The sequence below is a fragment of the Mycolicibacterium gilvum genome (genome assembly GCF_900454025.1).
Lineage (GTDB): Bacteria > Actinomycetota > Actinomycetes > Mycobacteriales > Mycobacteriaceae > Mycobacterium > Mycobacterium gilvum.
This window is the reverse complement of record NZ_UGQM01000001.1, coordinates 1,236,053-1,257,204: the sequence shown is the minus strand read 5'-3', so window position 1 is coordinate 1,257,204 and position 21,152 is coordinate 1,236,053. Positions and strand designations below refer to the sequence as shown.

Sequence of the window (21,152 nt, the reverse complement as noted above, 5' to 3'; positions counted from 1 at the left end):
CTGCTCATGCGGTTGCTGGTCACCGGCGGGGCGGGTTTCATCGGCGCCAACTTCGTGCTCGCGACGGTGCGGGACCGTCCCGACGTCCGGGTCACGGTGCTGGACTCGCTGACCTATGCGGGCAGCCGGGAATCACTGGCCGGGGTCGACACGCAGATCCGGCTGGTGCAGGGGGACATCACCGACGCCGACCTGGTCGGCAGGCTGGTCGGCGAGTCCGATGCCGTCGTGCACTTCGCCGCCGAGACGCACGTCGACAACGCGCTGGCCGACCCCGAACCGTTCGTCCGCTCCAACATCGTCGGCACGTTCACGATCCTGGAGGCGGTTCGCCACGCGGCTGCATCCAGACCCGTTCGGCTGCACCATGTTTCGACCGACGAGGTGTACGGGGACCTGGAGCTCGGCGACCCCGCGAAGTTCACCGAGTCGACGCCGTACAACCCCTCCAGTCCATACTCGTCGACCAAGGCCGCGTCGGACATGCTGGTGCGGGCGTGGGTGCGGTCCTACCGGCTGACCGCGACGCTGTCGAACTGCTCCAACAACTACGGCCCGTTCCAGCACGTGGAGAAGTTCATCCCGCGCCAGATCACCAACATCCTCACCGGCCGCCGGCCCAAGCTGTACGGCACCGGCGCCAACGTGCGCGACTGGATCCACGTCGAGGACCACAACAGCGCGGTCTGGAAGATCCTGACCCACGGCGCGGTCGGGCGCACGTATCTGATCGGCGCCGACGGCGAATGCGACAACCTGACGGTGATGCGCACGATCCTGCGACTGATGGACCGCTCCCCCGACGACTTCGACCACGTCACCGACCGCGCGGGCCACGACCTGCGGTACGCGATCGACGCGACGCCGCTGCGCGACGAACTCGGATGGCGGCCCGCCCACCGCGATTTCGAGGCCGGGCTGCGCGACACCATCGACTGGTACCGCCACAACCGATCGTGGTGGGGTCCCATCAAGGACGCGGTCGAGGCCGCATATCAGTCGCGGGGCCAATGACCCCGGCGCACCGAGTCGACGGTGGAAGTTCTACCCTGCGGGCAGCAGTCCGGTCTGCCGATACACCTCACGCAGATAACGCCGCATCTCGTCGACGTCGGGAGGGTTCGGCTGTAGGACGCGGAAGGTGATGGCGCCGACCATCATGTCGATGGCCACGTCGAGATCGGTGTCCGCGGCAACGGTCCCGAGCTCGCGGGCGCGCTCCAGAAGACGAGTTGCCTGCACGCGTCGCGGCAGGATGTAGCGGTCCCAGTACACGGTCATCAGCTCCGGATGACTGACGGCAGAGCCGTACACCCGCGCGACCAACGCCCGGTAGTACGGCGCGGCTGTCGCGGCGGCGGCGCTGTCGATCGCGGCTTCGACGAGCACATGCGGCGACCGCGTCTCGATGGCCTCGGGCGATGTCCACCCCACTTCCTCCGCGACCAGCGTCTCCATCGCGGCGGCGATCAGTTCCTCCTTGGTCCCCCAGCGCCGGTAGACGGTCGGCTTGCCGACACCGGCCCGTTTCGCGATCTGTTCGATGCTGGACCCCTCGACGCCGCGTTCGATGAACAGATCCAGCGCGGCCTGCAGGATCGCGCGGTCGGCGTCGGGGTCCCGCGGCCGGCCTCGCACCGGCGCCGTCACTGTGTCCCGCCCGGATGCAAAGCCGTTGCCAGCCAACGGTCGAGCCCTGTCGGATCGTCGTGCGCTCCGCGCCACGCGAGGTGCGCGTCGGGCCGGACCAGCATCACATCGTCGCGGTCGTGGTGCAGGGTCACAACGTGATCGGCCAGGTAGCCGGCCGGCCCGCGGACGGCCGCCGCGCCGACGGCCGGCACACCACGCGGCAACAGCAACGCCCACCGCCCGCCGAGCTCACCGTGCAATCGGGTCGCAGTGCCATCGGGTCGGGAACAGGGCGCGTCGTCGATCCGATCGCCGGGGCGCGGTTTACTCCCACGCCCGCCGAGAGGACCGTTGCGGTAGCTGACCCACAGCTGGGACGCCGTGTAGGTGGTCCACCGTTGCACGGCGGGCAGCCCGAAGACTCTCGGGGCCACGCGATCACGCAGGAATCGAACGATGGGGTTACCGGCCACATTGACCCGGGTGATCGCGCTGGTTCCGCGCAGCACCTGGGTCGCCAGCGGCCTGCGCTCGGCCTCGTAGGTGTCGAGCAGGTCGTCGGCGGCCAATCCGCGGACCACCAGCGCGAGCTTGAATCCCACATTCTCGGCGTCACCGATGCCGGTCAGCATTCCCTGCCCACCGAAGGGAGCGTGCACATGCGCGGCGTCCCCGGCGATCAGCACGCGGCCGCGCCGATATGTGTCGGCGAGCCGGCGGTGGACCGTGAACATCGACAGCCACTCCGCGTCACCGATCTCGACCCTGCGGCCGGTCCGGTACGGCACGAGTTCGCTGATCCGGTCCAGGATCTCGCTGTCGGTGGGCTTCCGGTCCAGCGATGGGTCGTAGACGAACAACCGCCACAAGTCGTCGCGGCCGTCCGTACTCGGCATCGGCATGGCGCCGACCACACCGTCGGGATGGATCCAGCCGGTGGTCCCGGCGCGGTCGACCGCCCAGTCGAGGTGGATGTCGGCCAGGAGAAACCGCTCGGACAGTCGGACCCCGGGGAACTCGATGCCCGTCTGTCGCCGTACCACGCTCGTGGTGCCGTCACACCCGACCAACCACTGCCCGCGCACTCTCGCACCGTCGGCGAGGTCGGCCACCACACCGTCGGCGTCTTCTCGCACATCGATCACCTTCCGGCCCCACTCAGGTTCGACACCGAGGTCGGCCAACCGGGCGCGCAGCGCGGCCTCGACCTTGGCCTGGGACACCACCATCGGCGGCGCGGCCGTACGCATACCGGGGTCGCCGAACTCCAGCGTCGCCAACGGACGGTCACCGAGGTAGTTGGTGATGCGCAGAGCTCGCAACGACTCCTGCGGCAGAGTGCCCAACGCACCCATGCGGTCGAGTACCTCCGAACCCCTCGCATGCAGGAAGTTCGCGCGTGACGTCGTCGCGGGGCCTGCCGCCGCATCGAGCACTCGCACCGAAACCCCGTGCAACCGAAGACAACACGCGAAAGTCAGACCGGTCGGTCCGGCGCCCACGACGACCACATCAGAACGGTGTGCGCCCGGCATGCCCCCATGTTAACGATACGGCTTCGTAACGTAAAGATGGTCCATTCGAGACGCTGTTGACCCCTTGCCAAACCGTCGGCGCAATTACTAGGATGTCCAAGTATCTACGGCTCGGAAGGCTTTGTCATGACCACACGCATCCCCCACTTCATCGATGGAAAGCGCAGCGAGCTGGCCTCCACGCGCACCGCCGGCGTGCTGAACCCGAGCACCGGCGAAGTTCAGTCCGAGGTGCTGCTCGCCAGCGCCGCCGACGTCGACACCGCGGTGGCCTCCGCGGTCGAGGCGCAGAAGGAGTGGGCGGCGTGGAACCCGCAGCGCCGCGCCCGCGTGTTCATGAAGTTCATCCAGCTTGTCAATGATCACGTCGACGAGCTCGCCGAGCTGCTGTCCATCGAGCACGGCAAGACCGTCGCCGACTCCAAGGGCGACATCCAGCGCGGCATCGAGGTCATCGAGTTCGCCATCGGCATCCCGCACCTGCTCAAGGGCGAGTTCACCGAGAACGCCGGCACCGGCATCGACGTCTACTCGATCCGCCAGCCCCTCGGCGTCGTCGCCGGCATCACCCCGTTCAACTTCCCCGCGATGATCCCGCTGTGGAAGGCCGGCCCCGCCCTGGCATGCGGAAACGCGTTCATCCTCAAGCCTTCCGAGCGTGACCCGTCGGTGCCGCTGCGCCTGGCCGAGCTGTTCCTCGAGGCCGGCCTGCCCGCGGGCGTGTTCCAGGTCGTCCAGGGTGACAAGGAAGCCGTCGACGCGATCCTGACCCACCCCGACATCCAGGCCGTCGGCTTCGTCGGGTCCTCCGACATCGCGCAGTACATCTACTCGACCGCCGCCGCCCACGGCAAGCGCTCACAGTGCTTCGGCGGCGCGAAGAACCACATGATCATCATGCCCGACGCCGACCTCGACCAGGCCGTCGACGCACTCATCGGCGCCGGCTACGGCAGCGCGGGCGAGCGCTGCATGGCCATCAGCGTCGCCGTCCCGGTCGGCGAGGAAACCGCGAACCGACTCCGTAACCGCCTGGTGGAGCGCGTCAATCAGCTCCGCGTGGGCCACAGCCTCGACCCGAAGGCCGACTACGGCCCGCTGGTGACCGGCGCCGCACTCGAGCGGGTCCGCGACTACATCGGCCAGGGTGTCGAGGCCGGCGCCGAACTCGTCGTCGACGGCCGCGAGCGCGCCACCGACGAACTGAGCTTCGACGACCAGGACCTGTCGAAGGGCTACTTCATCGGCCCCACCCTGTTCGACCACGTCACCACCGACATGTCGATCTACACCGACGAGATCTTCGGCCCCGTGCTGTGCATCGTGCGCGCCGCCGACTACGACGAAGCACTGAGCCTGCCCACCAAGCACGAATACGGCAACGGTGTCGCGATCTTCACCCGCGACGGCGACGCCGCCCGCGACTTCGTGTCCAAGGTCCAGGTCGGCATGGTCGGCGTCAACGTCCCGATCCCGGTGCCCGTCGCCTACCACACCTTCGGCGGCTGGAAGCGCTCCGGCTTCGGCGACCTCAACCAGCACGGCCCGGCCTCGATCCAGTTCTACACCAAGGTCAAGACCGTCACCGAGCGCTGGCCCTCGGGCATCAAGGATGGCGCTGAGTTCGTCATCCCGACGATGAAATAGCAAGCCCGATGGACTATTTCGGCCTGGACGACGATGACCGTGTGATCGCCGAGACGGCGGCCGCGTTCGCCGAGAAGCGGTTGGCCCCGCACGCTCTGGAATGGGACGAGACGCACCACTTCCCGGTCGACGTGCTCCGGGAGGCCGCCGAGCTCGGTATGGCGGCGATCTACTGCGGTGAGGACGCCGGCGGCAGTGGGCTGCGGCGCATCGACGCGGTGCGGATCTTCGAGAAGCTCTCGACCGCCGATCCGACCGTGGCGGCGTTCCTGTCGATCCACAACATGTGCGCGTGGATGGTCGACAGCTTCGGCACCGAGGAACAGCGCAAGCTGTGGGTGCCGAAGCTGGCCTCGATGGACGCCATCGCCAGCTACTGCCTCACCGAGCCCGGTGCGGGATCGGACGCAAGTGCCCTGCGCACCAAGGCGGTTCGCTCCGGCGACGAGTACGTGCTGGACGGCGTCAAGCAGTTCATCTCCGGAGCGGGCACGTCCGACGTCTACATCGTGATGGCGCGCACGGGCAGCGACGGCCCGAAGGGCATCTCGGCGTTCGTCGTACCCAAGGACACCCCCGGCCTGAGCTTCGGCACCGATGAGGTCAAGATGGGCTGGAACGCCCAACCGACCCGCCAGGTCATCCTCGAAGGCGCCCGCGTCCCGGCCGATGCACTGCTGGGTGGGCCCGACGGCGAGGGCACCGGTTTCGGCATCGCGATGAAGGGTCTCAACGGCGGCCGCATCAACATCGCGGCGTGCTCGCTGGGCGGGGCACAGGCGGCCTACGACAAGACGGTCTCCTACCTGGCCGACCGGCAGGCGTTCGGGGGTTCCCTGCTCGACGAGCCGACCATCCGCTTCACGCTGGCCGACATGGCCACCGCGCTGGAGACGTCCCGGGCGCTGTTGTGGCGTGCGGCAACGGCTTTGGACAACGACCATCCCGACCGTGTCGAGCTGTGCGCGATGGCCAAGCGGTATGTGACCGACGCGTGCTTCGAGGTCGCCGATCAGGCGCTGCAACTGCACGGCGGCTACGGCTATCTGCGGGAGTACGGGCTGGAGAAGATCGTCCGCGATCTGCGGGTGCATCGGATCCTGGAAGGCACCAACGAAATCATGCGCGTGGTGATCGGGCGGTCCGCCGCGAGCCGAGCCCGCGCATCCTGACATAGGGGAAGAAGATGACGACGATCGCGTTCCTGGGCCTGGGCAACATGGGCGGCCCGATGGCGGCGAACCTGGTGGCCGCCGGGCACACCGTGCACGCGTTCGATGTGGTGCCGGAGCTCAAAGATGCCGCGAAGGCCAAGGGCGCGAACGTCTTCGACAGCGCAGCCGCCGCCGTCGCCGACGCCGACGTGGTGGTCACGTCACTGCCGAACGGGGCCGTCGTCAAGACCGTCTACGACGAGGTGGTGCCCGCGGCCAAGCCCGGCGCCCTGCTGATCGACACGTCGACGATCTCGGTCGACGACGCCCGCGCCATCCACGAGCAGGCCACCGCCGGCGGTCTGGCCCAGATCGACGCCCCGGTCTCCGGCGGCATCAAGGGGGCGACGGCCGGCACGCTGGCCTTCATGGTCGGTGGCGACGATGAGGCATTCGAGCGCGCGAAGCCGGTGCTGGAACCGATGGCGGGCAAGATCATCCACTGCGGTGCGTCCGGCGCGGGCCAGGCCGCGAAGTTGTGCAACAACATGGTGCTGGCCGTGCAGCAGATCGCGATCGGCGAGGCGTTCGTCCTCGCCGAGAAGCTGGGGTTGCCCGCGCAGTCGCTGTTCGACGTGATCACCGGCGCCACCGGCAACTGCTGGTCGGTGCACACGAATTGCCCGGTGCCGGGGCCTGTTCCGACCTCACCGGCCAACAACGACTTCAAGCCGGGCTTCGCGACGGCGCTGATGAACAAGGACCTCGGGCTGGCGATGGCCGCCGTCGAATCCTCAGGGGCCAAGGCGCCGCTGGGCACCCACGCCGCCGAGATCTACAGCGACTTCGCGAAAGAGCACGCCGCCAAGGACTTCAGCGCAATCATCGAAGCCCTGCGCGACTGACGGGCGCGCCCCGGACTACGCGGCCGTGGGCCGCGGGTGCGTCTCGCACCAGCTGTCGTGGATGCGCTGACAGTCGGCGATGCGCAGCGGGGCCGTTTCCACGCCGTCCACGAGGACCGTGGGCAACCCGGCGGCGACGGCCGCCCGCCGGCTCCCCTGCGACCCCGCGAACGCAAGCGAACCATGGGCCGGCGCGCCGAGCTCGGCGAGCGCGGCACGGAACAGGTCCTCGCGGGGTGCGTCGTCGACGGTGACGATCGCCCCGACCATGCCCTCGCCGACCAGTTGCCGCACCAGCGGCTCGACCCACGTGTGGCTGCCGCAGCTGACGAGTCCGACCGCGATGCCCGCGCCGTAGGCCTCGGCGATGAGCTCCGCCATACCGGGTCGCGCGGTGATGTCGGCGTCCAGGATCGTCTCGCCGAGGATCATCTCCTTGGTCGCGCAGATCTCGTCGACCAACAGCTCGGCCAGCACGTCGCATTCGGTGCTGACGCCGCGTTTGCGCAGTTCGGCTGCGACGCGTCGGCGTTCGTCGGGGAGTTCCTGCAGTTGGCGGTACCGGGTCTCCGACCACGAGATGTCGAGCCCCAGTTCGGCGAACGCCGCGTTGAAGGCCAGCCGGTGACCCGTGCGCTCGACGTCGGCGAGGGCGTCGAGGTCGAAGATCACCGCGCTCAACGTCGTCAGGGAACGGCCGTCGGGCTCTCCGGTTTCCGACCAGTCCCACCAGAACCGACCGGCACGCCATGCTTTCTGCTGTGTGGACTGCACGGATCTCATGGTGTCCTACGTCACACCTTCGCACCTCCCCCGAGCGGGGGATTGAGCGCACCAACTTCCCGATGACATCCGTGACCCGCCTCTAAGGTGGGGGCCATGTCCTCCGAGCCGGTGCGAATCGTGCTGGTCGACGACCACGAGATGGTCATCGAAGGGCTCAAGGCGATGCTCGCGGCGTTCGCCGACCGGGTCTGCGTCGTCGGCCAGTCGGTGGGCGCCGATCAGGTCATGGGTGTGGTCACCGACCTGGACCCCGACATCGTGCTGTGCGACGTGCGGATGCAGGGATCCAGCGGCCTCGACGTGTGTCAGCAGCTGCGCCGGCGCGATCCCGACCGCAAGATCGTGATGCTGTCGGTGTACGACGACGAGCAGTACCTGTTCCAGGCGATGCGGGTCGGCGCCTCCGGGTACCTGCTCAAGAGCATCAGCAGCGAGGACCTGGTGGAGCAGCTGGAGTCCGTGCACAGTGGGAAGACCGCCATCGACCCGACCATGGCCGCGCGGGCGGTGGAATGGCCCGGCGCGCGCCAGGGACTCACGCAGCGGGAGAGCGAGATCCTCGCCCTCGTCGTCAACGGCCTGTCCAACCGCGCCATCGCGGCCAAGCTGATCATCGGCGACGAGACCGTCAAGACCCACCTCAGCTCGATCTACCGCAAGCTCGGCGTCAGCGACCGCACCGCCGCGGTCGCCACCGCCCTGCGCGAAGGGATCTTCCAGTGACCCGTCCGCTGCTGACCGCCGACCGGGAACTTGCGCTGCTGCGCGAGCTGATCCAGGCCGCCTCCAGCGGACCGGGCGTCGAACCGCTCGCGGCGGCGTCGGCCCGGATGATCACCGCGTCCACCGACAGCGACGTGTGCTTCGTGCACGTCCTCGACGACACCGAGAGGTCCCTGACCCTGGCAGGCGCCACTCCACCGTTCGACTCCGAGGTGGGCAAGATCAGATTGCCTCTGGGACAAGGCATCTCGGGGTGGGTGGCCAGTCACCGGCAGCCGGTCGTGATCCGCCGGGACAAGGAGTCCGATCCGCGCTACCTGCCGTTCCAGTCGCTGCGGGGCCGCGACTTCACCTCGATGGTGTCGGTACCGATGGAGACCGATCCCGGCGGACTGGTCGGCGTGCTCAACGTGCACACGGTGGCCGAACGCGACTTCACCGACCGCGACGTCGAACTGCTCCTCGTCATCGGGCGGCTCATCGCCGGGGCGATGCACCAGGCCCGGCTGCACCGCCAGCTGGTGGCCCGCGAACGGGCCCACGAGAACTTCGTCGAACAGGTCATCGAGGCACAGGAACTGGAGCGCCGCCGGCTGGCGGGCGACATCCACGACGGCATCTCCCAGCGCCTCGTCACGCTCTCCTACCGGCTCGATGCCGCCGCACAGGCGGCGAAGTCGCCGGCCGACCATGCCGCGCTGACCGAACAACTCGACCGGGCCCGCGAGCTGGCCGACCTGACGCTGCAGGAGGCGCGCGCGGCGATCAGCGGGCTGCGGCCCCCGGTGCTCGACGACCTCGGGCTGGCGGGCGGGCTGGCCAGCCTGGCGCGCTCCATCCCGCAGATCGGCATCGAGACCGACCTCGACGACACCCGGCTGGCCGACCACATCGAGCTCGCGCTGTACCGCATCGCGCAGGAATGCCTGCAGAACGTCGTCAAGCACGCGCGCGCGTCGGCGGCCCGGCTGACGTTCGCCGTGGACGACAACACCGCCCGGCTCGAGATCGCCGACGACGGAGTGGGTTTCGACACCTTCGAGCATCCGCTGGGCAGCGACGAGATGGGCGGCTACGGGCTGCTGTCGATGGCCGAGCGGGCCGAGATCGTCGGCGGCAGGCTCAACATCCGCTCCCGGCCCGGGTCCGGGACGACGGTGACCGCGACCATCCCTCTGCACCAGGGGGGCGCGTGATCGACCGCGACGACGCCGGCGCCTGGCTGGTCGGCGCGCACGCCGACGTGGTCCACGTGCTCGACCACCCCGCGACGTTCTCCAACGTGGTGTCCCGGCATGTGGCCGTGCCCAACGGGATGGACCCGCCGGAGCACACCGCGTTCCGCGCCGTGGTCGACCGGTACTTCACCCCGTCGCGGCTGGCCGACGTAGAACCCGCACTGCGGCAGATCTCCGCCGACCTCGTCGCCGCGCTGCCACGGGGACGGACCGTCGAGGTGATGGAGTGGTTCGCCGAGCCGTTCGCGGCGCGCGCCCAGTGCGCGTTCATGGGCTGGCCCGCCTCCCTGCACGAACCGCTGCGGCAGTGGGTCAAGCGCAACCACGCGGCCACCCGCGCCCGCGATCGGGCCGCGATGGCCGACGTGGCGTCGGCGTTCGACGGCCACATCCGGGCCCAGCTCGACGCGCGCCGCGACGGAACCGGCGGCACCCCGCAGGACGCCACCTCGCGACTGCTCGGCGACACGGTCGGCGACAGGCCGCTGACCGACGACGAGATCGTGTCCATCGTGCGGAACTGGACCGTCGGCGAACTCGCCACGATCGCCGCCGGCATCGGCATCATTGCTCATTTCCTGGCCACCCACCCCGCGGTCCAGGAACAGCTGCGCCGCGACGCGACCGACCTGGAGAGTGCCGCCGACGAGATCCTGCGCCTGCACGCCCCACTGCTGACCAACCGCCGCCGCACCACCGAATCCGTGACCCTCGGCGGATGCACGATGGCGGCCGGTGATCCCGTCCTCATCCTGTGGGCGCAGGCCAACCGCGACGAGCACGCCTTCGACGAGGCCACCGAATTCCGCAGAAACCGCGAGCCGTCGAACAATCTGCTCTACGGCAGGGGACTTCACGTCTGCCCGGGGGCGCCACTGGCGCGGATGGAATTCCGGGTCGTGCTCGAAGAGCTGTTCCGCGGCACCGCCCACATCGCGCCGGACCCGGACCGGGCCGCAGAACCGGCGAGCGCACCCACCGCCGGCTTCGCGACGCTGCCGCTGATGTTCTCGTCCCGGACCTAGAAATCCCCGGCACTGCGGCGCAGCGTCTCGATCGCGTCGGCCAGCGCCCGCGACTGCTCACCGGAGATCCCGATGTCACCGAAGACATCCTTGTTGAGAGTCACCGTCGCGTCCTCGACCGTCGAGCGGCCGAGGTCGGTGATCCGGACCAGTGTGGTGCGCCCGTCGGTGGGATGCGGGAGCCGCTCGACGAGTCCGTCGGCCTCGAGGCGGCGGATCGCGTGCGTGACGCTGGTGACGTGCACCTGCAACCGGTCGGAGGCCTTGGTGATCGGTAGCGCGCCCGTGCGGCTGAACGCCAGCAGCCGCAGCAGCTCGTAGCGCGAGAAGCTCAGGTCGTAGGGCCGCAGGGCGGTCTCCACCCGGGCCAGCAGGATCTGGTGGGCCCGCATCACCGAGGTGACCGCGACCATGCCGTCGGCGACGTCGTGCCAGCCGGAGCGCTCCCAGTTGTCGCGTGCGGTGGCGATGGGGTCGGGCCGGTCGGATGCCACGCACCTTTCATACCGCACGGGCGCGCCGGCGGTATGAATCACCACTGCTTTTCCAGCAGCACCTCACCGTCGGAGGCCGAAACCAGTTGCACGGCACGGATTTCGTCGACCTGCATCGGAGTCGTGCCGCTGGGCAGGGCGGTCGCGCCGGACAGGCCGAGCCAGGTGGCGATCTGCGAGCGGCTTCCGTCGTGCCCGATCACCACCATGCCGAGGTTCTGGGGCGGCGTGCCGCGCGGGTTCTGACCCCAGTCGCCGTACGAGCACGCCATGTCGATCCGGGTCCCCCAGCCGTACCCGGTCAGCGCGATGCTGGCGTTGATCGGCGTCTCCGACACCTTGGCCATGTTCTGCATCGGCGCGGTCTGCTCGCCGCCGCCGTCGCTCCCGAAGATCGCGGGGCGCACGGCCAGCACGATCGCCAGCGCCAGCAGCGCGGCGGCCACCGCCACCGCCCACACCGTCGCCCGGCGCGCGCGCCGTCTGCGCGCGCCCATCCGGTCGATCACCGAGGTCAGCACCTCCGGCCGCAGCGGCGGTGCGGGTTGTTCGTGGTCGAGCGCGATCACCTCGTCGAGGTCGAGCAGCGACAGCAGCCCGGGCATGCCGTCGAGTTCGGCGACCGCCGACCGGCACCCGCCGCATCCGCTCAGGTGGCCTTCGTACTCGCGCCGGTCGTCGGTCGACAGCGCGCCCAGCACGTAGGCGGCATCCCAGGTGCGGTAGTGGTCTGCGGACGTCATCGAGTCACCCCCATTTCCTGTAGTCCGAGCTTCAATGCGCGCACGGCGGAGTGCAGCCGGGATTTCACGGTGCCCTCCGGGATCTGCAGATCGGCGGCGATCTGCCCGGTGGTCCAGCCCTGGTAGTAGGCCCGGCGCACCACGGCGCGGTGTTCGTCGGACAGTTGACGCAACGCGGTGCCCAGCAGGATCCGGTCCAGAGTGGGGTCCGCCTCGTCCGGTGAGGCCGGCTCGGCGACGTGCTCGGGATCGGGGACACCGGTCTCGTGCCGGAAGCGGGCGCTGCGCCGTTCGTCGATGATCATGTTGCGGGCGACGGTGAACAGCCACGCCCTCGCGGGCCGGTCCACGTCGGCGATGACGCCCGGATGACGCCAGGCCCGCAGCAGTGTCTCCTGCACGACGTCCTCCGAGCGGGCCCGGTCGCCGGTGAGGCGCAGCGCGTAACGCCAGAGCGCGGCGGCGTGCTCGTCGTAGAGCACCCGCATCATCGCGGCGTCCGCATCCTCCATCCCGACCTCCGTCATCGACACGACGGTGAGACGAGGTTAGTTCAGCGGGCTGTCAGAATCCTGGGTCCGTCGTCGGTGACGGCGACGGTGTGCTCCCAGTGCGCGGCACGGGTGCCGTCCGCGGTGACGACGGTCCAGCCGTCGTCGAGTATGAGGGTCTTGCGGGTTCCCAGCGTCAGCATCGGCTCGATGGCCAGCACCGAACCGGGCGCCAGGTAGGGTCCGCGGCCGGGTGCGCCCTCGTTGGCGAGGAACGGGTCCATGTGCATCTCGCGGCCGATGCCGTGGCCGCCGTAGCCGGCGACGATGCCGAACTTGCGGCCGTGACGCGCCTCGGCCGCCCTGGTGCCCTGCTCGATCGCGTGGGAGACGTCGGTGAGCCGGTTGCCGGGCACCATCGCGGCGATGCCGGCCTCCATGGATTCCCTGGTGGCCGCCGAGAGCGCCTCGTCGGCAGGGATCAGGTCGCCGACGCCGAACGTCAGCGCCGAGTCGCCGTGCCATCCGTCCAGGATGGCGCCGCAGTCGATCGACACCAGATCCCCGGCCGCCAGCGTCTCGTCCGCCGTCGGGATCCCGTGCACGACGCGGTCGTTGACCGACGCGCAGATGGTGGCGGGGAATCCGTGGTAGCCCAGGAAGGACGGGACACCGCCGCCGTCGCGGATCACCGCTTCGGCGACCCGGTCGAGGTCCAGGGTCGACTTCCCGGGCGCGGCCTCCGCCTGCACCGCCTTGAGCGCGGCGGCGACGAGCGCACCGGCAGCCGCCATGGCATCGAGTTCCCCCGCGGTGCGCTGGGGGACGACTTTGCGGCTACGCAGGCCGGGCAGGGAGACCATCTAGCGGCCGAGCGCCGTGAGTGCCCGGTCGAAGACCTCGTCGAGCTCGCCGACGGCGTCGACGGTCTTGAGGTCGGCGGAGTAGAAGTCCAGCAGCGGGGCCGTCTCGTCGCGGTAGACCTTGAACCGGTTGCGGATGACGTCCTCGGTGTCGTCCTCACGGCCACGGCCTTTGAGCCGGGAGACGAGCTCCTCTTCGGGCACCCGGAACTCGACGACCGCGTCGAGGGTCAGGCCGCGCTTCTCCAGCATCTCGGCCAGCGCTTTGGCCTGTTCGACCGACCGCGGGAAGCCGTCGAGGATGAACCCCTGCGCGGCGTCCTCGTCGTCGAGCCGGTCGTCGACCAGTGCGTTGGTCAGGGTGGCCGGGACGAGGTCACCCGCGTCGAGGTACTTCTTCGCCTCGATGCCGAGCTCGGTGTTGTTGCTGATGTTGTAGCGGAAGAGGTCACCGGTGGAGATGTGCGGGATCGCGAGCTTCTCGGCCAGTTTCTGGGCCTGGGTCCCCTTGCCCGCGCCGGGCGGTCCCAACAACACGATTCTCAACTTCGGACCCTCTCTCACTTCAAGAAACCCTCGTAATTGCGCTGCATCAGCTGGCTTTCGATCTGCTTGACGGTGTCGAGGCCGACGCCGACGGCGATCAGGACGGCGGTGCCGCCGAACGGCAGGTTCTGCACGGAGCCGGTGTTGCCGATCTCCAGGAACAGGTTCGGCAGAACGGCGATGACACCCAGGTAGATCGAGCCCGGCAGCGTGATCCTCGACAGCACGAAGCTCAGGTACTGGGCGGTCGGCTTACCGGGGCGGATGCCGGGGATGAAGCCGCCGTACTTCTTCATCTCGTCGGCACGTTCCTCGGGGTTGAACGTGATCGAGACGTAGAAGTAGGTGAAGAAGATGATCAGGCCGAAGTAGATCGCGATGTAGACCGGGCTGCTCGGATCGGTCAGGTAGTCGGCCACGAACGACTGCCACCATCCGGTGCTCGGGCTGTCGCTGGCGCTGGTGATCAGCTGGGTGATCAGGTGCGGGATGTAGATCAGCGACGACGCGAAGATCACCGGGATGACGCCGGCCTGGTTGACCTTCAGCGGCAGGTAGGTCGACGTGCCGCCGTACATCTTGCGGCCGACCATGCGCTTGGCGTACTGGACGGGGATACGGCGCTGGCCCTGCTCGACGAACACGACACCGACGACGATGATCAGCGCCGCGACGCAGACCAGGGTGAAGACCATGCCACCGCGGCTGTCCAGGATGTTCTTGCCCTCGCCCGGGATCGCCGAGGCGATGCTGGCGAAGATGATCAGCGACATGCCGTTGCCGACACCGCGCTCGGTGACCAGCTCGCCCATCCACATGACCAGCGCCGCGCCGGCGGTCATCACGATCACGATGACGGCGAGCGTCCAGACGTTCAGGCCTTCGCTCTGGCCCTGGATGATGTCCAGCGAGCAGCCCTGCAGCAGACCGCCGTTGGCGGCCAGCGCGACGATGCTGGTGGCCTGCAGGATGGCCAGCGCGATCGCCAGGTAGCGGGTGTACTGCGTGAGCTTGGTCTGGCCCGCCTGCCCTTCCTTGCGCAACTGCTCGAAGCGCGGGATGACCACGCCGAGCAGCTGCACGATGATGCTCGCGGTGATGTAGGGCATGATGCCGACCGCGAACACGGACAGCTGCAGCAGCGCGCCGCCGGAGAACAGGTTGATCAGCGAATAGATCTGCCCGGACTCACCGCCGCTCACGTCGGCGATGCACTGTTGCACGTTCGGGTAGTTGACGCCCGGTGAGGGGATGGAGGCACCGACCCGGTAGAGGATCACGATGCCCAACGTGAACAGGATCTTTCGCCTCAGATCGACTGTCCGCAGGGACGAGATGAAAGCCGAGAGCACTCTTTCCTCCTGCACGGCCGAGCTGATCGATCGCGGCGTGCTCATGTGGCTGGCGTGACCAGCGTCGTGGTTAAGTCTGGGTCGGGTCTGGGTCGAGTCGTTGGCGCGACGGCACGAGCAGGCGGAACAGCCTGCGCAAGTCACGCGTTCGAACAGTCTACGAGACTAACAGGGCCACGCAGCCACTCCCGAATCGCGCAACCTCCCGAATCGCGATTCAGCGAGCGCTCAGTTTTGCGGCGTACTGTCGGCCACAGTTGTTAACTGAGCTAACTAAAGACACTGAAGGACTTGCGATGCCACGCACCGAGAACGACACCTGGGACCTCGCCTCCAGCGTCGGCGCGACCGCCACGATGGTCGCCGCCGCCCGCGCCGTCGCCACCCGCGCCGAGGACCCGGTCATCGACGATCCGTATGCCGAACCCCTGGTTCGCGCGGTCGGGATCGACTTCTTCGCCAAGCTCGCCAGTGGCGAGTTGACCCCTGAGGATCTCGACGTGAGCGGCGACGAGTCCCCGGTCGGCATGAGCCGTTTCGCCGACGGCATGGCCGCCCGCACCCGCTTCTTCGACGACTTCTTCACCGACGCGTGCGCGGCCGGTGTGCGGCAGGCGGTGATCCTGGCCTCCGGCCTCGACGCCCGCGGATACCGGCTGACCTGGCCCGAGGGCATGACACTGTTCGAGATCGACCAGCCCGAGGTCATCGAGTTCAAGCGCACGACGCTGGCCGGGCTCGGCGCGACACCGTCGACGCACCTCGCGACCGTCGCGATCGATCTGCGCGAGGACTGGCCGACAGCACTGCGCGACGCCGGGTTCGACCCGTCCGTCCCGACGGCGTGGATCGCCGAAGGCCTGCTCGGCTACCTGCCGCCCGACGCCCAGGACCGCCTGCTCGACACCATCGGCGAGCTCAGCGCGTCCGGCAGCCGCCTCGCCGTCGAGTCGGTGCCGTCGCAGCAGTCCGCCGATCAGGACGAGATGCGCGAGAAAATGAAGGACTCGACCGACCGCTGGCGCAGCCACGGCTTCGACCTCGACTTCTCCGAGCTGGTGTTCCTCGGCGAGCGGGCGAACGTCCCCGACTATCTGCGCGAGCGCGGCTGGGCCGTCACCGCGACGCCGACCAACGACCTGCTCACGCGGTACGGGCTCGCGCCCCTCGACACCGACGAAGGTTTCGCCGAGGTCGTCTACGTCAACGCGGCACGCTAGCGCCCACGAGAACCCGGAGAGGACGGACAACATGGCACGCACCGACGGAGACACCTGGGACCTGGCGTCCAGCGTGGGCGCGACGGCGACGTCGGTGGCGGCGTCCCGCGCCTTCGCCAGCCGCGGCCCCGACGCGCTGATCGACGACCCGTACGCGCGGCTGCTCGTCGAGGCGGTCGGCCTGCCGCATTTCGTCAAGGTCGCCCGCGGCGAGATCGACTTCGACGGCGACCCGCTCTTCGGCGCACAGCAGGCGATCAACCAGATCGTGGTCCGCACCCGCATCTTCGACGACTTCCTCACCGACGCCGGGCAACGGGAGCCGCAGATCCGGCAGGCCGTGATCCTCGCGTCCGGCCTCGACACCCGCGCCTACCGGCTGGACTGGCCCGCGGGAACCGTCGTCTACGAGATCGACCAACCCGAGGTGATCGACTTCAAGACGGCGGTGCTCACCGACGCGGGCGTCGCCCCCGCCGCCGACCGGCGCACCGTCGGTATCGATCTGCGTGAGGACTGGCCGACAGCGCTGCGCGACGCCGGTTTCGACCCGGACCGCCCGACCGCGTGGATCGCCGAGGGTCTGCTGCCCTACCTGCCGCCCGACGCCCAGGACCGGCTGCTCGACAGCATCACCGCACTCAGCGCACCGGGCAGCCGCCTCGCGACCGAACACATGGACGCCAAGGCGCTGACCGGCGACTGGGCCAAGGCGATGACCGAGAGGGCCCGCCGGCACGGCAGCGACATCGACCTGACGAAGCTGTTCTACAACGGCGAACGCAGGTCGGCCACCGAGCACCTCGGTGCGGTGGGCTGGCAGACCTCCGTGCAGACCAGCAACGATGCGTACATCGCGAACGGCTTCGGACCGATCCGGGACGATCTGCTCGCGATGATCGGCGACTCCGGCTACCTGACCGCCTGGAGGCCCTGACGATGGCCCGCACCCCCGACGACTCCTGGGACCTGGCGTCCAGCGTGGGCGCGACGGCGACGATGGTCGCCGCGGGGCGCGCGGTCGCCAGCGCGGACCCGGACCCGCTGATCAACGACCCGTACGCCGAACCGCTGGTGCGCGCGGTCGGGTTGGACTTCTTCACCCGAATGCTCGACGGCGAGCTGGACCTGTCGGTGTTCCCCGACAGCTCCCCCGAGCGTGCGCAGGCGATGATCGACGGGATGGCGGTGCGCACCCGGTTCTTCGACGACTGCTGCCTCGCGGCCGCATCCGCCGGTGTGCGGCAGGTCGTCATCCTGGCGGCGGGTCTCGACGCCCGGACCTACCGGCTGCCGTGGCCGGACGGCACCGTGGTCTACGAGCTCGACCAACCCGACGTCATCGCGTTCAAGACCCAGACGCTGCGCAACCTCGGCGCCGAGCCCGCGGCTACCCAGCGGCCGGTGCCCGTCGACCTGCGGGAGGACTGGCCCGCCGCGCTGCGGGCAGCCGGCTTCGACGCGACCCGGCCCACCGCGTGGCTGGCCGAAGGGCTGCTGATCTACCTGCCGCCCGAGGCCCAGGACGCGCTGTTCGACACCGTCACCGCGCTGTCGGCACCGGGCAGCACGCTCGCGACGGAGTACGTCCCCGGCATCGTCGACTTCGACGGGGCGAAGGCCCGCGCTCTGTCGGAACCGCTGCGTGAGCACGGCCTCGACATCGACATGCCGTCACTGGTGTACACCGGCGCCCGCACCCCCGTGATGGATCACCTGCGCGGTGCGGGCTGGCAGGTCAGCGGAACCGCCCGCGCGGAACTCTTCGCGCGGTTCGGTCGTCCGCTCCCCCAAGACGCCGACGGCACCGATCCGCTCGGCGAGATCGTCTACGTGAGTGCGACGCTCGCAGCGGACGCCTAGAACCGGGGGTTCCCCGTCCACAGCGCGTTGACCCCGGACAGGGACCGCTGCGTCTTATCGACCACTCCCGCGACCGACTGAATCGCCAACGCGCCCAGCAGCTCCGGCAGCGACGCCGCCGCCGGTTGCGACGAAGGCTTGGGCCGCAGCACATCCCGCAGCGACGCACCGGGCAGCATCTGCAGCTCCACCTTGGTGTCCTCGTCGATGCCGGCGAGCGCCTTGGCCCGGGTCACGGCCGTGCGCAGTCCGCCCAGCTCATCGACCAGACCCCGATCCAACGCGTCGGCACCGGTCCACACCCGGCCGCGGGCCACCTGCTCCACCGCGTCGATGCTGAGCCCGCGACCTTCGGCGACGCGGGCGACGAAGTCGTCGTAGAACAGGTCCGCCTCGGCAGCGACCTGCGCGTGCTGCTCCTCGGTGAACGGCGCGTTGATCGACCACGCGTCGGCGTTGGCGTTGGTGCGCACCGAATCCGACCCGACGCCGAGACGCTCCTTGAGGTCGCGGGCCACCAGCTTGCCCGTCACGACACCGATGGACCCGGTGATGGTGGCCGGGTTCGCGACGATCGCGTCGGCCGCCATCGACACGTAGTAACCACCCGACGCGGCGACCGACCCCATCGACGCGACGACCGGCGTGCCGCTCTCGCGGGCCCGCACCACTTCCCGCCAGATGGTTTCCGACGCGGTCACCGATCCGCCGGGACTGTCGACGCGCACCACGATCGCCGCGACGTCGTCGTCGGCGGCCGCCTCGCGCAGCGCCGCGGCGATCGTGTCGCCACCGGCGTTGGAGCCGCCCCGCGGCGACATCTGCCGGCCGCCGCGACCGCTGACGATCGGCCCGTGCAGGGTGACCACGGCGATCCGACGCCGGTTGGGAAGGCCCGGCACCGTGGGGCGCTTGGCCCGCGCGTAGCGCGTCAGGTACAGCCGCGGCGGGGCGTCGTCCCCGTCCGGATCGATCCCGCCGCTGCCGGTCTCCGGTGACACCCCGTCGGCGCCCGCCATGTCGGCGATCCGGGCGTACGCCTCGTCCCGGAACCCGACCCGGTCGATCAGCCCCGCCGTCACCGCATCGTCGCGCAGCAGCGGCGCCCGGTCGGCCAGCGCGTCGAGCGTGGCGACATCGATGCCGCGGGACGCGGCCACCGCATCCCAGACCTGGGTACGCAGGCCGTTGACCAGCGCGGTGTCGGCTTCGCGGTGCGGTTCGGTGTAGCGGTCCTCGGTGAACAGGTTGGGCGCCGACTTGTACTCACCTTTGGCGATGAACTGGGCTTCCACCCCGAGCTTGTCGAGGGCGTCGCGCAGGAAGAGGGCGTTGGTGGCGAAGCCGACCAGGCCGAGCGTGCCCGACGGCTGCATCCAGACCTCGCCGAACGCCGACGCCAGGTAGTACGACAGGGTGCCGGGGTAGGTCTCCGCCCACGCCAGCGACGGCTTCTTCGCGGTGAACGCGACGATGGCCTCGCGCAGCTCCTGCACCGCCCCCGGTGCGGCGGCGTCGATCTGCACCCGCGCGATCAGGCCGGCCACCCGCGGATCCTCGGCGGCGCGGTGCAGCGCAGAGACCGCCTCGCGAAGCAGCAGTGGGCGGCCCGCACCGCTGAGCAGGGCGACCGGGTCGAACCCGGCCGACTCCGGCGGGGCGCTCTGCAGGTCGAGCTCCAGAATGCAGCCGTCCGGGACACCCTGATGGCGGGCGGTGTCGAGCTTGCGGGCGAAGTGGCGGACGTCGTCGAACCCGGGCACGCCGGACAGCAGAGCGAGCATCCTTCGAGCCTACCGACGACGGAGAGTGGTCAGCGCCCGGTGAATCTTGCCCACTGGGGGCAGTAGATGTAGGTCGATGCCTGCATCAGGCCGACCGCCTGCTGCTTGGTGATGTTCGCGTTGGAGGACAACGTGCTCACCACGCCGCGCACCGCGGGGACCGGGTTGGGATTACCCGTCAGACTGCCGGTGAGCATGTCGCAGACCCGCTTACCGACCACAGAGAGGTCCTCGTCGGGTGTGTGCGGAATGCCCAGTGTGGTGACCACATTCGCGAACCGCTCGTCGGGCGTCTCGGCCTGCGCGGTCGCGGCGCCCCCGAACATCGTGAGACCGGCGGCGACCATCGCGACGATGGTTCGACGGTGGCGAATCATGATGGCTCCTCGGGCGGGTGTGGGCATGCGAAGTCTAGATCGTCTCAGCACTTTGTGCCGTTACAGAGCGGGCTCCGTGTGACCGACCGCACGCCACCAACGCAAGAACCCCCGCCGGGGCGGGGGTTCTCGTCGTAGGACAGATCTACAGTTCGGTGACCGAACCGCCTGCGGCGGTGATCGCCTCGCGGGCGCTGCCGCTGAACTTGTGGGCGGTGATGTCGACCTTGGCGGACAGCTTGCCGTCGCCGAGCACCTTCACCAGAACGTTCTTGCGGACCAGGCCCTTGGCGACCAGCTCGTCCACACCGACCGTGCCGCCCTCGGGGAAGGCCTTGTTCAGGTCCCCGACGTTGACGACGCCGTACTCGGTGCGGAAGCGGTTGCGGAAGCCCTTGAGCTTCGGCAGCCGCATGTGGATCGGCATCTGGCCACCCTCGAACATCACGGGGACGTTCTTGCGGGCCTTGGTGCCCTTGGTGCCACGGCCGGCGGTCTTGCCCTTGGAGCCTTCACCACGACCCACGCGGGTCTTCTTGGTCTTCTCTCCGGGAGCGGGACGCAGATCGTGAAGCTTGATCGGGTCACTCATGCCTTAACCTCCTCCACCTCGACGAGGTGATGCACGGTCTTGATCAGGCCGCGCGTCTGCGCGTTGTCCTCGCGGACCACGGACTGACGGATCTTGCGCAGCCCGAGCGTCCGCAGCGACTCGCGCTGCTTCCAGCGTGCACCGATGGTGCTACGCACCTGGGTGATCTTGAGCTCTGCCAT

At 69.2% G+C, this 21,152-nt stretch carries 23 protein-coding genes; 10 read left to right on the top strand and 13 right to left on the bottom strand.

Annotated features, from left to right (window positions below; genetic code table 11):
• Positions 1-6 precede the first annotated feature (6 nt).
• Positions 7-1,014 carry a dTDP-glucose 4,6-dehydratase gene (gene rfbB, locus DYE23_RS05920; RefSeq protein WP_115326736.1) on the top strand — a complete coding sequence of 336 codons (1,008 nt, stop codon included), beginning with the start codon at positions 7-9 and terminating at the stop codon, positions 1,012-1,014.
• Positions 1,015-1,044: 30 nt separating this feature from the next.
• Here rfbB and DYE23_RS05915 read toward each other — a convergent pair whose 3' ends face one another.
• Entirely contained in the window at positions 1,045-1,650 is a 606-nt protein-coding gene (locus DYE23_RS05915) for a TetR/AcrR family transcriptional regulator (RefSeq protein WP_115326735.1), read from the bottom strand.
• Positions 1,647-3,167: an FAD-dependent oxidoreductase gene (locus DYE23_RS05910; RefSeq protein WP_115326734.1), complete on the bottom strand. Its 1,521-nt coding sequence runs from the start codon at positions 3,165-3,167 to the stop codon at positions 1,647-1,649. The genes DYE23_RS05915 and DYE23_RS05910 overlap by 4 nt, the downstream gene beginning before the upstream one ends.
• A gap of 126 nt (positions 3,168-3,293) precedes the next feature.
• Here DYE23_RS05910 and DYE23_RS05905 point away from each other — a divergent pair, with 126 nt between their 5' ends.
• The 3 genes from DYE23_RS05905 to mmsB are packed head-to-tail and all read left to right on the top strand — an operon-like array spanning position 3,294 to position 6,873.
• Positions 3,294-4,814 (top strand): CoA-acylating methylmalonate-semialdehyde dehydrogenase, encoded by a 1,521-nt coding sequence (locus DYE23_RS05905; RefSeq protein ID WP_011895838.1) that lies wholly within the window; start codon positions 3,294-3,296, stop codon positions 4,812-4,814.
• 8 nt (positions 4,815-4,822) lie between these two features.
• On the top strand, positions 4,823-5,986 hold the full coding sequence (locus DYE23_RS05900; RefSeq protein WP_115326733.1) for an acyl-CoA dehydrogenase family protein: 1,164 nt from the start codon (positions 4,823-4,825) through the stop codon (positions 5,984-5,986).
• Positions 5,987-6,000: 14 nt separating this feature from the next.
• Positions 6,001-6,873 (top strand): 3-hydroxyisobutyrate dehydrogenase, encoded by an 873-nt coding sequence (gene mmsB / locus DYE23_RS05895; RefSeq protein WP_115326732.1) that lies wholly within the window; start codon positions 6,001-6,003, stop codon positions 6,871-6,873.
• A 15-nt stretch (positions 6,874-6,888) separates the two neighbouring features.
• On the opposite strand, the gene DYE23_RS05890 is transcribed toward mmsB, so the two are convergent.
• Positions 6,889-7,656 carry an HAD family hydrolase gene (locus tag DYE23_RS05890; protein ID WP_115326731.1) on the bottom strand — a complete coding sequence of 256 codons (768 nt, stop codon included), beginning with the start codon at positions 7,654-7,656 and terminating at the stop codon, positions 6,889-6,891.
• Between the two features lie 96 nt (positions 7,657-7,752).
• Here DYE23_RS05890 and DYE23_RS05885 point away from each other — a divergent pair, with 96 nt between their 5' ends.
• Genes DYE23_RS05885 through DYE23_RS05875 form a run of 3 tightly spaced genes read left to right on the top strand, consistent with a single transcriptional unit; the run spans position 7,753 to position 10,645 of the window.
• Positions 7,753-8,382 (top strand): response regulator, encoded by a 630-nt coding sequence (locus tag DYE23_RS05885; protein ID WP_011895842.1) that lies wholly within the window; start codon positions 7,753-7,755, stop codon positions 8,380-8,382.
• On the top strand, positions 8,379-9,578 hold the full coding sequence (locus tag DYE23_RS05880; protein WP_011895843.1) for a GAF domain-containing sensor histidine kinase: 1,200 nt from the start codon (positions 8,379-8,381) through the stop codon (positions 9,576-9,578). Before DYE23_RS05885 ends, DYE23_RS05880 begins: the two co-directional genes overlap by 4 nt.
• Positions 9,575-10,645 (top strand): cytochrome P450, encoded by a 1,071-nt coding sequence (locus DYE23_RS05875; RefSeq protein ID WP_011895844.1) that lies wholly within the window; start codon positions 9,575-9,577, stop codon positions 10,643-10,645. Before DYE23_RS05880 ends, DYE23_RS05875 begins: the two co-directional genes overlap by 4 nt.
• Here DYE23_RS05875 and DYE23_RS05870 read toward each other — a convergent pair.
• From DYE23_RS05870 to secY, 6 genes are read right to left on the bottom strand one after another with little or no spacing between them, the layout of a single operon-like run.
• The gene (locus DYE23_RS05870; protein ID WP_041788141.1) at positions 10,642-11,139 is read right to left on the bottom strand and encodes a MarR family transcriptional regulator; all 498 of its coding nucleotides are present in this window, start codon (positions 11,137-11,139) and stop codon (positions 10,642-10,644) included. The two genes, DYE23_RS05875 and DYE23_RS05870, sit on opposite strands and share 4 nt — an antisense overlap.
• 38 nt (positions 11,140-11,177) lie before the next feature.
• Positions 11,178-11,882 carry an anti-sigma factor family protein gene (locus DYE23_RS05865; RefSeq protein WP_011895846.1) on the bottom strand — a complete coding sequence of 235 codons (705 nt, stop codon included), beginning with the start codon at positions 11,880-11,882 and terminating at the stop codon, positions 11,178-11,180.
• Positions 11,879-12,394, bottom strand: coding sequence for a sigma-70 family RNA polymerase sigma factor (locus tag DYE23_RS05860; protein ID WP_115328876.1), 516 nt, complete (start codon positions 12,392-12,394; stop codon positions 11,879-11,881). Before DYE23_RS05860 ends, DYE23_RS05865 begins: the two co-directional genes overlap by 4 nt.
• A 41-nt stretch (positions 12,395-12,435) precedes the next feature.
• Positions 12,436-13,236: a type I methionyl aminopeptidase gene (gene map / locus DYE23_RS05855; protein WP_011895848.1), complete on the bottom strand. Its 801-nt coding sequence runs from the start codon at positions 13,234-13,236 to the stop codon at positions 12,436-12,438.
• Entirely contained in the window at positions 13,237-13,782 is a 546-nt protein-coding gene (locus DYE23_RS05850; protein ID WP_013472699.1) for an adenylate kinase, read from the bottom strand.
• A gap of 14 nt (positions 13,783-13,796) precedes the next feature.
• Positions 13,797-15,134: a preprotein translocase subunit SecY gene (gene secY / locus DYE23_RS05845; protein WP_011895850.1), complete on the bottom strand. Its 1,338-nt coding sequence runs from the start codon at positions 15,132-15,134 to the stop codon at positions 13,797-13,799.
• A 296-nt stretch (positions 15,135-15,430) separates the two neighbouring features.
• Between secY and DYE23_RS05840 the strand changes: the two genes are divergently transcribed.
• The 3 genes from DYE23_RS05840 to DYE23_RS05830 are packed head-to-tail and all read left to right on the top strand — an operon-like array spanning position 15,431 to position 18,217.
• Positions 15,431-16,354 (top strand): class I SAM-dependent methyltransferase, encoded by a 924-nt coding sequence (locus DYE23_RS05840; protein ID WP_011895851.1) that lies wholly within the window; start codon positions 15,431-15,433, stop codon positions 16,352-16,354.
• Positions 16,355-16,385: 31 nt separating this feature from the next.
• The gene (locus DYE23_RS05835; protein WP_011895852.1) at positions 16,386-17,291 is read left to right on the top strand and encodes a class I SAM-dependent methyltransferase; all 906 of its coding nucleotides are present in this window, start codon (positions 16,386-16,388) and stop codon (positions 17,289-17,291) included.
• Between the two features lie 2 nt (positions 17,292-17,293).
• Entirely contained in the window at positions 17,294-18,217 is a 924-nt protein-coding gene (locus tag DYE23_RS05830) for a class I SAM-dependent methyltransferase (protein ID WP_011895853.1), read from the top strand.
• On the opposite strand, the gene sppA is transcribed toward DYE23_RS05830, so the two are convergent.
• The 4 genes from sppA to rpmD form a co-directional block, all read right to left on the bottom strand.
• Complete coding sequence (sppA, locus tag DYE23_RS05825) at positions 18,214-20,001, bottom strand: signal peptide peptidase SppA (protein ID WP_115326730.1); 1,788 nt, start codon at positions 19,999-20,001, stop codon at positions 18,214-18,216. The genes DYE23_RS05830 and sppA overlap by 4 nt on opposite strands.
• 29 nt (positions 20,002-20,030) lie before the next feature.
• Positions 20,031-20,378 (bottom strand): DUF732 domain-containing protein, encoded by a 348-nt coding sequence (locus tag DYE23_RS05820; RefSeq protein WP_011895855.1) that lies wholly within the window; start codon positions 20,376-20,378, stop codon positions 20,031-20,033.
• A gap of 145 nt (positions 20,379-20,523) precedes the next feature.
• Positions 20,524-20,970, bottom strand: coding sequence for a 50S ribosomal protein L15 (gene rplO, locus DYE23_RS05815; RefSeq protein WP_011895856.1), 447 nt, complete (start codon positions 20,968-20,970; stop codon positions 20,524-20,526).
• Positions 20,967-21,152, bottom strand: a complete 186-nt coding sequence (gene rpmD, locus DYE23_RS05810) for a 50S ribosomal protein L30 (RefSeq protein WP_011895857.1) — start codon at positions 21,150-21,152, stop codon at positions 20,967-20,969. The genes rplO and rpmD overlap by 4 nt, the downstream gene beginning before the upstream one ends.